Genomic DNA, 14,121 nt, shown 5'->3' on the forward strand with positions numbered 1-14,121 from the left:
ACCTGCCCGGCAGGAAGAGGATCAGCACGCAAAGCACTATAGTGTGCAAAACACACCCGGAAAGGAGCCCTCCATCCCCGGCCGGCAATCCGACATTCCCGCACGCCTCGATCGCCTGCCATGGTCCGCCTGGCACTGGCGCGTCGCGATCGCGCTAGGCATCGCCTGGGTGCTGGACGGCCTCGAAGTCACGCTGGTCGGCTCGGTCGGCGCGGTGCTCGAGCGGCCGGACACACTTGCGCTCAATGCCACGCAGGTCGGCTGGTCCGGTTCGCTTTACGTGCTCGGCGCCGTGATCGGCGCGCTTGCCTTCGGCCGCATGGCTGACAGGCTCGGCCGCAAGAAGCTGTTCCTGGCCACGCTGTTCGTCTACATGGCGGCGACGCTGGCAACCGCGTTCTCCCCCAACTTCGCGTTCTTCGCGGCCTGCCGCTTCGTGACCGGGCTTGGCATCGGCGGCGAGTACGCAGCCATAAATTCGGCGATCGACGAACTGATTCCTGCCCGCGTGCGCGGCAGGGTCAATCTGGCGATCAACGGCAGTTTCTGGCTGGGTGCGGCACTCGGTGCCGGCCTGAGTCTGCTTCTTCTGGATCCACGGGTGCTGGGCCCCGTATGGGGCTGGCGCGCATGCTTCGCGCTGGGCGCGCTGCTGGCAGTGGCGATCGTGTTGATCCGGCGCCATGTGCCGGAAAGCCCGCGCTGGCTGGCCACGCACGGCCGCCATGCCGAGGCCGAGCAGGTGATCGCAGGTATCGAGGCTGCGATCACCCGACGGCACGGTCCGCTGCCCCCGGTCCATGACGCGGTGCTGGTCTACTACGGGGGCAAACCCGTGCCTCCCCTGCGCGACGTCGTGCGGTTGCTGGTCCGTCGCTACCGGACACGCAGCGCCGTCACCTTCGCCCTGATGGTGGCGCAGGCCTTCTTCTACAATGCGATCTTCTTTACTTACGCCCTGGTGCTGACACGCTTCCTGGGCGTGCCGGAGGAACGCGTCGCGCTCTATATCTTTCCGTTCGCAATCGGCAACGCCTTGGGGCCCTTGTTGCTCGGCCCGCTGTTCGATCGCATCGGCCGCCGCAAGATGATTGCGCTGACCTATGTGCTCTCCGGCATCGGGCTGGCCGCCACCGGATGGGCATTCATGTCCGGCTGGCTCGACGCCAGATCGCAAGCGCTGTGCTGGTCCGCAGTGTTCTTCCTTGCCTCAGCCGCGGCCAGTTCGGCCTACCTGACCGCCAGCGAAGTCTTCCCGCTCGAAATGCGGGCGCTGGCAATCTCCGTGTTCTACGCGGTGGGCACGGGCGTCGGTGGGTTCATCGCACCCGTGCTGTTCGGGGCGTTGATCGAAACAGGTAGCCGAGGCGCCGTGGCGGTAGGCTACGCCATCGGCGCAACCCTGGTCATCGTGGCGGGGGCGATGGCCCTGAAGTACGGGGTGGATGCCGAGCGAAAGCCGCTGGAGGAAGTCGCGCCGCCATTGGGGACCGATGACGAGTGAGCGTGGCGACAGAGCATGGCGTGGGCGGGCATTTTGAGAACCGTCCCATATCGCGCAGATTTCGCAGGCTCCAGACTGGGAAGCCATGCAATTGGGCATGGGGATTACTGGAGCTACGCAATGAGATATTCCGGCCAGAACATACTTGAAACTGCAACCCCAGGACCGGTCATTGAGCGCGACGAAAGCTTGCTCGACAACGTCAAGGACATCTTTGACATGGCCGGTTGGTTTATCAATCCGACCAATGTTCCACTGACCATTGAGCGTATGAACGAGATCATCGCGGAAGCCGGAACATCTGCTCGATGATCGGACTCGACACGAATGTGCTGGTTCGATTCATCGCTCAGGAAACTAGTGCTGAAGGACAGCTGGCACATGCGCTACTCCGTCAACTGACGCCAGAACACCCGGGCTTTGTTTCGCTGATTGCGATTACGGAACTCGCCTGGGTACTGGCTCGCTCTTACCACGCCACGCGCCGGGAGATCCAGCGCGTGGTCGAATCCCTCCTCGGTTGGCCAGCTCTGCTGATAGAGGCACATGACATCGTGCAACGCGCGGCGCACCGGTTCGCGAAGGTTTCGTGCGATTTGCCGACTGCCTGATTGAACGTGCGGGCAACGAATTCGGCTGCAGCGTCACTCTGACCTTTGACAAGGTGGCCGCCCGAGATCAAGGGTTCGTGTTGCTATCAGCAAGATAAAGGGAAGTCCGAACTGCTCTATCCTGTTCGATCACTGAGAGCGATGCCTTTGGCTAAGAAGCAGTTTCAAAATGAAGCGAAGCGGTTCTGGCTAGGCGGGGGCAGCAGACAGCACAAGTAGTAAGGCAAGGCCCCGCAACGACGCCAGGATCTTTTTGAAACGGCTTCTAACTGCCCTATTCCCAGTGAAATCGTCCGAGACCCAGATCAACTCAACCCATCCAGCACCATATGCTGCCCATGAACCGCTTCTGCCGCATCAGAGGCCAGGAACGCCACCGCCCGTGCCGCGGCGCCGGTCGATACCCAGCGCGTATGGTCGACCGAGGGCATGGCCTGACGATTGGCCGGGGTATCGAGGATACTCGGGGCGACGCTGTTCACGTTGATGCCTGCACCCCTTACCTCATGCGACAGGCTTTCCACGAGCCGTTGCAGCGCGCTCTTGGATGCCGCATAGGCCGCCATCGTCGCCGCGCCGGCCATGGCACCACGCGCCGACACCGCAACGACTTTGCCGTGCCTCTGGAACAGCATGGCGGGAATGAAGTGGCTGGTGACCGCAACGAACGACCACGCATTCAGGTCCATCATCCGCATCCACGATTCCCGGCTCATGGCGTGAGTGGCCTCGCCCATTTCAAAGCCGCCGGCCACATGCACCAGTACGTCTACCGTACCGAAGGCGTCGAGGATTGCCGCCGCAACCGGTGCCATCGCGGTGTCCGACGTGACATCGGCCGCGTGAAGCAGCGTGCCGCCGTGATCGGGCTCGGGATGAGCGAATACGCTTTGCAAGTGCTGCAGGTCCCGGTCGATCAGCGCCAATCTGGCACCCTCGGCGGCAAAGCGGCTGGCCACTGCACGGCCTAGCGCGCCGGCGGCTCCGGTGATGACGACATGACGACGGGCAGCGGTCGAGTCCATGAAACGCTCCAGGGTGAGGGTTCTTAAACGATAGCCCTCTGCCGCCCGTCTCGCAAAAATACTACGTCGCAAGAGAAACTGTACAGCGCGTGCAACCGTCATCTGTGTATGGCACCCGACGTAGCGCTCAGGCATGATGCCGCACCGCCCCAATTGGGGACTGATTCCCTGGACAAGAATTGCCTCTCTCGCGCATAAAACAAAGCGACAGCCTGCTGGCTGTGCTGGCCCTGATCGGCTCGATGGCGTCGCTCTGCATCGGCACATCATTTGCCAAAAGCCTGTTTGCGTCGATCGGCGCACAGGGCACCACCGCGCTGCGAGTGAGCTTTGCGGCGGTAATCCTGATCTGCGTCTGGCGCCCCTGGCGTTTTCCGCTCTCCGGCAAGAATGCCCGCGCCATCGCCCTTTATGGCGCCGCGCTGGGCGGGACCAACCTGCTGTTCTACATGTCGTTGCGGACGATCCCGCTCGGGCTGGCGATCGCCATCGAATTCACCGGTCCGCTGGCGGTTGCCGTGCTTTCGTCACGCCGCGCGATCGACTTTCTGTGGATTGGCTGCGCGGTCACCGGACTGATTCTGCTGCTGCCGCTTGGCGAAGCCGCCACGCACCTCGACCCCGTAGGCATTGGCTTCGCCCTCGCCGCAGGTGTGGGCTGGGCGCTGTATATCGTGTTCGGCCAGATGGCGGGCAACGCCCATGGCGGCCAGGCCACGTCCCTGGGGATGACCATGGCGGCATTGGTCGCCTTGCCATTCGGACTGGGCCACGCCGGACTGGAGATGTTCAGCCCGGCTCTTCTGCTTTCCGGCTTGGCGGTCGGCATTCTTTCCAGCGCGATCCCGTATTCGCTGGAAATGGTAGCCCTCAAGCGGCTCCCCCGGCGCACGTTCGGCATCTTGTTGAGTCTGGAGCCAGCCATGGGCGCCCTGGCGGGCCTGGCATTCCTGAACGAACAACTGACGCCGATTCAGTGGGTAGCGATTGCCGCGATCATCGTCGCGTCGATTGGTTGTACGGCTACGTCGAAAAGCAAGCGTTAATGGGCGGCGAACCAGTCGCGCGGCATCCGGTGTTCCCGCGCTGACGCCCGCGCCTCTGCCAGGGTCAGGCTGACCTCATGCAGGAAGCTGTCCTCGGGGTTGCGGCGTGCGGAAAATCCGCAATCCCGCATGATCGCCAGCATCCGGCGGTTCTCGCTGAGAACGTCGCCCCGCATTCCACGCAGTTGCCCCGATCCGGCCAGTTGCTGCAGCCGCTGTATCAGCCGGCGACCCAGACCCTGGCCCTGCCACGCATCGGCGACCACAACGGCCAGTTCGGCAACATCCTCCTCGTTCACCACATATTCGGCATTGGCGACGATGGTTTCGGCACCATCCGCCTCGCGGTACGTCACCACGAGCGCCACATCCCGCGCCTTCCGATGGCTCACGAAGCCTTGAACGATCTCGTCAGTCACCCGCCCACCAGTCAGGAAGCGGAAGTAGCGGCTTTCGCGTGACAAGCTGTCGACAAACATCCGCAACCCGGCCTGATCTGCCCCGCGCGCGGCCCGAAGCGTCAACCGAACGCCGCTGCGGCCGGTCCAGTTTTCTTCACTGATCGGTGTCGCCACCTGGTTGTCGTCTTCGACACGGCTCATGGTCCGCTCCTGACTACGTTTTGTATAGTCAGGACTATAGTCGAAACCCTAACTTTTGCAAATGAAGTTAGGCTGCTATGCTCAAAGCATGACCACGCCACCGCCCGTCGACCTCACGAACTGCTCGATTGCCGCCACGCTCTCGTTGATTGGCGAGAAGTGGACGATTCTTATCTTGCGCGATGTGTTCTCCGGAGTACGCCGCTTCGATGACTTCCTCGAGCGCCTGCAATGCTCGCCGGCCGTACTGTCGGCACGGCTCAAGACGCTGACCGAGGCAGGATTGCTGCGCAAGGTCAGCTACAAGGAGCCTGGAGAGCGGGAGCGCTTCGCCTACCATCCAACGCGCGCGGCGGTCGATCTGCTTCCCGTCCTGGTCGGACTGATGCAATGGGGCGATGCCCATATGGCAGACGACGGTAGCGGCCCGGCCGAAGTCCGCTCCAAACTCTCCGGACTCAAGGTGCGTGCCGCATTGATCGACGAGGCTGGGGAGACTGTCTCACCCTCGGACATGCAACTGCTGGCCGTCCCCGCCTCCACCGACACGGCCGCCTAAGCAAACGCACCGCTTGCACACATTGCACCGCACCATTGCCGTGCGGACGCCCAATACTGGCGCTGCACCATGTCGCGTCAATGTGCACGCCCTTCCACTCGATGATCGGGCCACGCCCCGATAAGCCTCCGAATCGGCATTCGCGCACGCTGGCACGACGCTTGCGTTACTAAGCGCGGGCCGGTCAACGGCGATCCGCCCACCCCACACAGCCGCAGCTCCTTTTGAGAGCCGCCGGCAGGACAACGGCGTCCCCAGAACTGGCCCATCGGGTCGGACTCTCGGGACGCCTTTTGGTTTTGGAGCAAAAGGATGAACGGCAAAGCCACCCGGATCGATCTGCTGAGTTTCAAGACGCCGCAGATGCGCGCCTTCCACCTGACCTGGATGGCCTTTTTCGTCTGTTTCTTTGCGTGGTTTGCCTGCGCGCCGCTCATGCCGGTGCTCAAGGGCGAATTCGGCCTGACACCGAACCAGATCGCCAATATCAATATCGCCGCCGTCGCCGTGACCATCCTGGTGCGACTGGTGATCGGCCCGCTGTGCGACCGCTTTGGCCCGCGCAAGACCTACACCGGCCTGCTGGCGATTGGCGCCCTGCCCGTGCTCGGCGTGGCCTTCGCCCAGAACTACGAGACCTTCCTGTTCTTTCGCCTGCTGATCGGCGCGGTTGGCGCCAGCTTCGTGATCACCCAGTACCACACGTCGGTAATGTTCGCACCGAACGTGGTGGGCACCGCCAATGCGGCGTCCGCTGGCTGGGGCAACGCTGGTGGCGGCGCCGCGCAAGGTCTGATGCCGCTGCTGCTGGCCACGATCCTGTTTCTCGGCGTCGATCACACGATGGGCTGGCGCGTGGCGCTGCTGGTGCCTGGCATCCTGATGCTGGTCATGGCCGTCGTCTACTGGCGCTTCACGCAGGACTGCCCCGAAGGCAACTTCTCCGAACTGCGTGCCCGTGGCATCGCCGTCAGCGGTGGCAAGGGCGGTGGCGGCTGGGCCAGCTTCCGCGCCGCCAGCGCCAACTACCGCGTCTGGATGCTGTTCATCACGTACGGCGCCTGCTTCGGCGTGGAAATCTTCATTCACAACGTGGCCGCCACGTTCTATGTCGATCGCTTCGGCCTGTCGCTTTCGGCCGCCGGCATGGCCGCCGCGAGCTTCGGTCTGCTGGCCCTGTTTGCCCGCGCGCTGGGCGGCTACGTATCGGACAAGCTGGCCATGCGTCGCGGCCTCGACGCCCGCTCCCTGATCCTGTTCGTCTTCATCCTCGGCGAGGGTCTGGGCCTGCTCGGTTTCGCTCACGCCTCCACGGCCACCACTGCGGTAGCAGCGATGCTGGTTTTCGGGCTGTTCACGCACATGGCCTGCGGTGCGACGTACGCGCTGGTGCCGTTCATCGATCGCAAGGCACTTGGCGGCGTTGCCGGCATCATCGGCGCCGGCGGCAATGTGGGCGCAGTGGCGGCGGGCTTCCTGATGAAGGGCCTCGGCGACCTGCAGCAGACCCTGACGTGGCTCGGCGTGGCCGCCACGCTGGCCGCCCTGTGCGCGATTGCGGTGCGCTTCAGTGCCGAGCACAAGGCCCAGGAGCAGGCGCTCTACGACAGCGCGCTCGCCAACTGAATTCCACAAGACATTCCCTTCGGACAAGGAAAGCATCATGAAGATCATCATCGTCGGGCATGGCATGGTCGGCCACAAGTTCCTGGAATGCCTCGCGGACGCCGGCGCGAAGGACCTCGATGTGACGGTGCTTTGCGAGGAGCCCCGCCCCGCCTACGATCGCGTCCACCTGTCCGAGTTCTTCGCCGGCAAGTCCGCCGAGGATCTGTCGCTGGTGCCTGAAGGCTTCTTCGCCCAGCACAACAACATGCTGCTGCGCCTGAACGCGAAGGCCACGGCCATCGACACAGCCGCGAAGACGGTCACCACCGCCACCGGCGAGACGCTCGGCTACGACAAGCTCGTGCTCGCCACCGGCTCCTATCCGTTTGTACCTCCGCTGCCCGGCAAGGATCGCAAGGACACTTTCGTCTACCGCACGATCGAGGACCTCGAGGCGATGCTCGAATGCGGCCAGCGCGCGACGTCGGGCGTGGTGATCGGCGGCGGCCTGCTTGGCCTGGAGTGCGCCAAGGCGCTGCGCGACATGGGTCTGCAGACCCACGTTGTGGAGTTCGCCCCGCGCCTGATGGCGGTGCAGGTCGATGACGGCGGTGGCCGGATGCTGCGCCAGAAGATCGAGGAACTGGGCGTGACGGCGCACACCGGCAAGAACACGCTGGAGATCGTCGATGGCACCGAAGGCACGCATCGCATGAACTTCGCCGATGGCACGCACCTGGACACTGACATGATCGTGTTCTCGGCCGGCATCCGCCCGCGCGACGAGCTGGCACGCGCCAGCGGCCTGACGATCGGCGTGCGCGGCGGCATCGTGATCGACAACAACTGCCTGACCTCGGACCCGCACGTCTACGCCATCGGCGAGTGCGCGCTGTGGGACGGCAAGATCTATGGCCTGGTGGCCCCGGGCTACGACATGGCCCGCGTAGCCGCCCGGCATCTGCGCGGCGAAGCCTCGGAGTTCGCTGGCGCCGACATGAGCACCAAGCTCAAGCTGATGGGCGTGGACGTGGCCAGCATCGGCGACCCGCACGGCAACGAACCGGGTAGCCGCTCATACCAGTTCACCGACGAACGCAAGCAGATCTACAAGAAGCTGGTGGTATCCGAGTGCGGGAAGTTCCTGCTCGGCGGCGTGCTGGTTGGCGATGCCGCCGAGTACGGCACGCTGCTGCAGATGATGCTGAACCGGATCGAACTGCCGGAATCTCCGGAGTTCCTGATCCTTCCTGCCTCCGATGGAAAGGCCCGGCCTGCGCTCGGCGCCGACGCGCTGCCGGATACCGCCCAGATCTGCTCGTGCAACAACGTCAGCAAGGGCGAGATCTGCGGCGCCGTGTGCGATGGCGCCACCACCATCGGCGCGCTGAAATCGTGCACCAAGGCCGGCACCGCGTGCGGTGGCTGCGTGCCGCTGGTCACGCAGATCATGAAGGCGGAAATGAAAAAGCAAGGCATGGCCGTGAACAACCATGTCTGCGAGCACTTTCCGTACTCGCGTCAGGAGCTGTACCACCTGGTGCGCGTCGGCAAGTTCAAGTCCTTCGACGACCTGCTGGCCGCGCACGGCTCCGGGCTGGGTTGCGACATCTGCAAGCCGACCGTCGGCAGCATCCTGGCGTCGTGCTGGAACGAATTCGTGCTCAAGGAAGAACATGCCAGCCTGCAGGATTCGAACGATTACTTCCTGGCCAACATCCAGAAAGACGGCACCTACTCGGTGGTCCCGCGCATGCCCGGCGGCGAAGTCACGCCCGATGGCCTGATCGCGGTCGGGCAGATCGCAAAGAAGTACGGTCTCTACACCAAGATCACTGGCGGCGCGCGGGTCGACATGTTCGGCGCGCGGCTGGAGGAACTGCCGCTGATCTGGGAAGAACTGATCGCGGCCGGCTTCGAATCGGGCCATGCCTACGGCAAATCGTTGCGCACGGTGAAATCGTGCGTGGGCTCCACGTGGTGCCGCTATGGCGTGGACGACTCCGTCGGCCTGGCCATCGACATCGAGAACCGCTACAAGGGCCTGCGCGCGCCGCACAAGATCAAGTTCGGCGTCTCGGGCTGCACGCGCGAATGCGCCGAGGCGCAAGGCAAGGACGTTGGCATCATCGCCACGGAGCGCGGCTGGAACCTCTACGTGTGCGGCAACGGCGGCATGAAGCCACGCCATGCCGAACTGCTGGCGGGCGATCTGGACCGCGAAACGCTGATCCGTTACGTCGACCGCTTCCTGATGTTCTACGTGCGCACAGCGGACCGCCTGCAACGCACCAGCACGTGGCGCGACAACCTCGAAGGCGGCCTGGATTACCTGAAGTCCGTGATCATCGACGACAAGCTCGGCATCGGCGCCGAACTCGAAGCCGAGATGCAGCACGTGGTGGATACGTACGAAGACGAGTGGAAGCGCGCCGTCACCGACCCCGAGACGCGCAAGCGCTTCCGCCACTTCGTCAACAGCGACCTGCGCGACGACAACCTCATGTTCCTGGAGGAGCGTGGCCAGGTTCGCCCCGCCACGCAGGAGGAACGAAACTTGCAACGTTCCCGCCTGAGCCACATCCCCGTGGTTGCCGTGCCCGCAAAAGCAGCGTGAAGCCCCCGATTTCAAGGAGAACGTGATGAGCCAAGCCCACCACCCAGAGACCTGGACCGCGATTTGCACCTTGCGCGATATCGTGCCCAATACTGGTGTCTGCGCCCTGGTCGACAGAAAGCAGGTCGCCGTCTTCCGCATCGGCCGCGGCGAGGAGGTCTACGCGCTGGCCAACTTCGACCCGAACGCGCAGGCAAACGTGCTGTCGCGTGGTCTGGTCGGCAACCTTGGCCCGCGCACCGTGGTGGCGTCGCCGATCTACAAGCACCACTTCGATCTGCGCACCGGCGAATGCCTCGAAGCGCCCGAGCACTCGGTGGATGCTTATACCGCGCGGGTCTACGACGGCAAGGTCTGGGTGGCCACCGCAGCCACGGCCCGCGAGGTGGAGGCAGAGGCGGAGGCCGAGGAAGAACTGGCCGCCTGACCTTCGATCGACACCCCTCGCCCACGCCAACAGCCAGAATCAGGAAGACGCTCATGACGCCCCCCGTCTCGTCCCACGCCAAGCCGCGACTGGTCGTCGTCGGCAATGGCATGGCCGGAATGCGCACGGTCGAGGAACTGCTGAAGCTGGCGCCGGACCTGTATGACATCACAGTGTTCGGCGCCGAGCCGCACGGCAACTACAACCGCATTCTGCTGTCCCCGGTGCTCGCCGGCGAAAAGACCGTCGACGACATCATGCTGAACACCCGAGCCTGGTATGGCCAGCATGGCATCGAGTTGCTGGCCGGCGATCCGGTCGTTGCAATCGACCGGCCGCGCCGGCTGGTGCGTTCCGCGTCCGGCAAGGAAGTCCGCTATGACCGCCTGCTGCTGGCCACCGGCTCCAAGCCGTTCATCATCCCCGTCCCCGGCCACACGCTCGACGGCGTGATCGCGTTCCGCGATATCCAGGACGTGGAAACAATGCTCCACGCCGCTCGCAATCATCGCCATGCGGTGGTGATCGGCGGCGGCCTGCTTGGCCTCGAAGCGGCCAACGGGCTGATGCGTCAGGGCATGGACGTCACCGTGGTGCACCTGGCCGATAGCCTGATGGAGCGCCAGCTCGACAAACCTGCCGCCGAACTGCTCAAGGCAGCGCTGGAACGCAAGGGTCTGCGGTTCCTGCTCAGCGCGCAGACCGCCGCCGTGCTCGGCAGCGAGCGGGTCACGGGCGTGCTGTTCAAAGACGGCACCCAGATCCCGGCGGACCTTGTGGTGATGACCGCCGGGGTGCGCCCGAACATCGAACTGGCCGCCAGCGCGGGGCTGCGCTGCGAGCGCGCGATCGTCGTTGACGACACGCTGCAGACCTTCGACCCGCGCATCTACGCCGTGGGCGAATGCGTGCAGCACCGCCAGGCCACGTTCGGGCTGGTGGCGCCGATCTGGGATCAGGCACGGGTGTGCGCCGCCCACCTGGCAGGTGCCGGCCACCGCCGCTATGTCCAGCAAGCCACGGCTACCAAGCTCAAGGTCACGGGCGTGGACCTGTATTCGGCCGGCGACTTCATCGGCGGCGACAACAGCGAAGACCTCGTGCTGCGCGATCCGCGCCGAGGCGTCTACAAACGTCTGGTGCTGCAAGGTGGCCGGCTCGTCGGTGCCGTGCTCTATGGCGACGTCCAGGACGGCCCGTGGTACTTCGACCTGATCCAGACCGGCCAGCCGGTGGCCGCATTGCGTCAGCGCCTGCTGTTCGGCAAGGCGCAATGCGAAGCCCTTGCGGCGTAGTTTTTCCGGGACATCGACGTGAACCTGTCAGATATCGCGGTGGTCGCCACCACCCCCACCAAGACAATCTCCACGACCTGCCCCTACTGCGGCGTAGGCTGCGGCGTGCGCGCCACCGTGCGTGCCGATGGTCTGGTCGACATTGCCGGCGATGCCGATCATGCTTCCAACGCCGGGCGGCTCTGCGTCAAGGGCTCTGCGCTGGGCGAAACGCTCGACCTGAACGGGCGGCTGCTGCATCCGCAAGTGCGCGATGCCGATGGCTCGCTGCGCCGCGTGGACTGGGACGAAGCCCTCGACAAGGTCGCCCGTGGCTTCACGGAGATCATCGCCAGGCACGGCCCCGACGCCGTTGCGCTCTACGTGTCGGGCCAGCTTCTGACCGAGGACTACTACGTCGCCAACAAGCTGATGAAGGGCTTCATCGGCACGGCGAACATCGACACCAACTCGCGCCTGTGCATGTCGTCGGCGGTCGCTGGCCACAAACGCGCGTTTGGCGAGGACCTTGTCCCGTGCAGCTACGAGGACCTCGAACTGGCCGATCTCGTAATCCTGGTGGGCTCCAATACCGCGTGGTGCCACCCGATCCTGTTCCAGCGCCTGACCCGCGCCAAGGAAGCGCGCCCCGAGATGAAAATCGTCGCGATCGACCCGCGTCGAACCGCCACCTGCGAACTGGCGGACCTGCACCTGCCGCTGCGCGCCGGTACCGATGTGCGGCTGTTCAATGGGTTGTTGAGCTACCTCGCGCGTCACGGTCATGGCGATGACGTCTTCGTGGCGGACCATACCGCTGGCCTTAACGATGCGCTGGCCGTGGCCGACGCCGACGGTGCCGATATCGCCGCCGTGGCACGCGCGTGCAAGCTTGCTCCGCAGGATGTGCAGGCGTTCTACGAACTGTTCGCCGCCACGACGAAGGTCGTCACCGCGTTCTCGATGGGCGTGAACCAATCGTCGGCCGGCACGGACAAGGTCAACAGCATCATCAATTGCCACCTGCTGACCGGCCGGATCGGCCGTCCCGGCATGGGGCCCTTCTCGCTCACGGGCCAGCCCAACGCCATGGGCGGACGCGAAGTCGGCGGACTGGCGAATATGCTCGCGGCTCACATGGAACTGGGCGACCCGCGCCATCGCGACATCGTGCAGGACTTCTGGCACTCGCCAGCCATGGCGGACAAACCCGGCCTGAAGGCGGTGGACCTGTTCCAGGCCATCGAACAAGGCAAGGTCAAGGCCGTGTGGGTGATCGCCACCAATCCGGTGGTCAGCCTGCCGGATGCCGATCAGGCCCGGCGCGCGCTGGCCCGCTGCGAACTCGTGGTGACGTCGGACATCGTCACCCGCACGGACACCAACGACGCCGCGCATATCCTGCTGCCCGCGCTGGGCTGGGGCGAGAAAGACGGCACGGTCACCAACTCCGAGCGCCGCATCTCGCGCCAGCGTGCGTTCCTGCCCGCTCCCGGCGAAGCCCGCGCGGACTGGGACATCCTCTGCGACGTGGCGCGCCGCATGGGATTCGCCGGCTTCGACTACGCCGGCCAGCATGAAATCTTCGACGAGCACGCGCGTCTCAGCGCCTGGCGCAATGGTGACGATAGCGGCGACGATGCGGCGCACGCACCGCGCATGTTCGACATCGGCGGCCTCGCCGGCATGGACCAGGCCGCGTACGACGCCATGTTGCCCGTGCAATGGCCGCTGCCCGTCATGGCTTCGTCAGGCAAGCAACGCCTGTTCGAGAATGCCCGCTTTGCCTTCGCCGATGGCCGGGCACGCTTCGTCGCCACGGCGGCGCGCGCGCCCGTCCATGCCACCGACGATGAGTTCCCGCTGATCCTGAACACCGGTCGCGTGCGCGATCAATGGCACACAATGACCCGGACGGGCAAAGCCGCCCGCCTGTCGGACCACCTGCCCGAGCCATTTGTCGACATGCATCCGCAGGACGCACTGCTCTGTGGTGTGGGCGAAGGCAAGCTCGCACGCGTGACCAGCCGTTGGGGCATGATGATCGGCCGAGTCCGTTTTGGCGGGGGCATTCCGCGCGGCAGCGTCTTCGTGCCAATCCACTGGAACGACCAGTTCAGCTCCGACGCGCGCGTTGGCGCGGTGGTCAATCCGGCCGTCGATCCAGTGTCAGGCGAGCCCGAGTTCAAGCACACGCCCGTGCGAGTGGAGGAATTCCGCGTGTCGTGGCACGGCTTCGTGCTGAGCCGCAAGGTGCTTCCCGCTGACGCGCTGACCTGGTGGACCCGCATCCAGGGCAAGCATTTCCATCGCCACGAGTTCGCGGGCCGCGATGTCATCACGGATCGTGCCGCGTGGGCACGTGAGCGACTGGGAGCGCAGGCGCCCGACGCGGATTGGCTCGAATTCGAGGATCGCGCCGCGGGCGTCTATCACGCTGGCTATATCGTCGATGACCGGCTTGAGGCTTGCGTCTATCTCTCGACCCGCCCCGACCTGCCGTCGCGCGCCTGGCTATCTCAGCTTTTCGGCCAGGCACGCCTGGAAGACAGCGATCGCATCGGCCTGCTACTGGGCCAGCCACTCGAAAAGACAGCCGATGCGGGCCCCACGGTCTGCTCGTGCTTCGGCGTGGGCCGCAACACGATCTGCGACGCGGTGCGCCAACACGACCTCAAGACACCAGCGGAGATCACGGCTTGCGTGAAGGCCGGCGGCAATTGCGGCTCCTGCGTGCCGGAGTTGCGCAAGCTGCTGGTGGAAATCCGGGTGGTGGAAGCGGCTTAACAGATACGCAGACGACAAAGGCGCGGCGGGCCATGTGTCCTCCGCGCCTTTCTTTCGTCCG

12 protein-coding genes are annotated in these 14,121 nt (G+C 64.8%); 10 read left to right on the forward strand and 2 right to left on the reverse strand.

Going from position 1 to position 14,121, the window contains the following annotated elements; translation table 11 throughout:
• Positions 1-43 precede the first annotated feature (43 nt).
• From RMET_RS24690 to RMET_RS24700, 3 genes are all read left to right on the forward strand, one after another.
• On the forward strand, positions 44-1,504 hold the full coding sequence (locus RMET_RS24690; RefSeq protein ID WP_409365168.1) for an MFS transporter: 1,461 nt from the start codon (positions 44-46) through the stop codon (positions 1,502-1,504).
• Positions 1,505-1,624: 120 nt separating this feature from the next.
• On the forward strand, positions 1,625-1,816 hold the full coding sequence (locus RMET_RS24695; RefSeq protein WP_029306367.1) for a hypothetical protein: 192 nt from the start codon (positions 1,625-1,627) through the stop codon (positions 1,814-1,816).
• Positions 1,813-2,115 (forward strand): PIN domain-containing protein, encoded by a 303-nt coding sequence (locus tag RMET_RS24700; protein ID WP_049799808.1) that lies wholly within the window; start codon positions 1,813-1,815, stop codon positions 2,113-2,115. Before RMET_RS24695 ends, RMET_RS24700 begins: the two co-directional genes overlap by 4 nt.
• 305 nt (positions 2,116-2,420) lie before the next feature.
• Here the strand turns inward: RMET_RS24700 and RMET_RS24705 are convergent, their stop codons facing one another.
• Complete coding sequence (locus RMET_RS24705; RefSeq protein ID WP_011519238.1) at positions 2,421-3,140, reverse strand: SDR family NAD(P)-dependent oxidoreductase; 720 nt, start codon at positions 3,138-3,140, stop codon at positions 2,421-2,423.
• A 179-nt stretch (positions 3,141-3,319) separates the two neighbouring features.
• On the opposite strand from RMET_RS24705, the gene RMET_RS24710 reads away from it, so the two are divergent.
• Positions 3,320-4,186, forward strand: coding sequence for an EamA family transporter (locus RMET_RS24710; RefSeq protein ID WP_011519239.1), 867 nt, complete (start codon positions 3,320-3,322; stop codon positions 4,184-4,186).
• On the opposite strand, the gene RMET_RS24715 is transcribed toward RMET_RS24710, so the two are convergent.
• Positions 4,183-4,788, reverse strand: coding sequence for a GNAT family N-acetyltransferase (locus tag RMET_RS24715; protein WP_011519240.1), 606 nt, complete (start codon positions 4,786-4,788; stop codon positions 4,183-4,185). The two genes, RMET_RS24710 and RMET_RS24715, sit on opposite strands and share 4 nt — an antisense overlap.
• Before the next feature lie 88 nt (positions 4,789-4,876).
• Here RMET_RS24715 and RMET_RS24720 point away from each other — a divergent pair, with 88 nt between their 5' ends.
• From RMET_RS24720 to RMET_RS24745, 6 genes are all read left to right on the forward strand, one after another.
• On the forward strand, positions 4,877-5,347 hold the full coding sequence (locus tag RMET_RS24720; protein WP_029310155.1) for a winged helix-turn-helix transcriptional regulator: 471 nt from the start codon (positions 4,877-4,879) through the stop codon (positions 5,345-5,347).
• A 312-nt stretch (positions 5,348-5,659) separates the two neighbouring features.
• Complete coding sequence (locus RMET_RS24725) at positions 5,660-6,973, forward strand: MFS transporter (protein ID WP_011519242.1); 1,314 nt, start codon at positions 5,660-5,662, stop codon at positions 6,971-6,973.
• 37 nt (positions 6,974-7,010) lie between these two features.
• Positions 7,011-9,572 (forward strand): nitrite reductase large subunit NirB, encoded by a 2,562-nt coding sequence (gene nirB / locus RMET_RS24730; protein ID WP_011519243.1) that lies wholly within the window; start codon positions 7,011-7,013, stop codon positions 9,570-9,572.
• A 25-nt stretch (positions 9,573-9,597) separates the two neighbouring features.
• Entirely contained in the window at positions 9,598-9,999 is a 402-nt protein-coding gene (nirD, locus tag RMET_RS24735) for a nitrite reductase small subunit NirD (protein WP_011519244.1), read from the forward strand.
• Positions 10,000-10,052: 53 nt separating this feature from the next.
• A complete protein-coding gene (locus tag RMET_RS24740; protein ID WP_011519245.1) occupies positions 10,053-11,294 on the forward strand; it encodes an NAD(P)/FAD-dependent oxidoreductase in 1,242 nt (413 codons plus the stop codon).
• 18 nt (positions 11,295-11,312) lie between these two features.
• Positions 11,313-14,060, forward strand: coding sequence for a nitrate reductase (locus RMET_RS24745; protein ID WP_011519246.1), 2,748 nt, complete (start codon positions 11,313-11,315; stop codon positions 14,058-14,060).
• Positions 14,061-14,121 lie beyond the last annotated feature (61 nt).

The sequence above is a fragment of the Cupriavidus metallidurans CH34 genome (genome assembly GCF_000196015.1).
GTDB lineage: Bacteria > Pseudomonadota > Gammaproteobacteria > Burkholderiales > Burkholderiaceae > Cupriavidus > Cupriavidus metallidurans.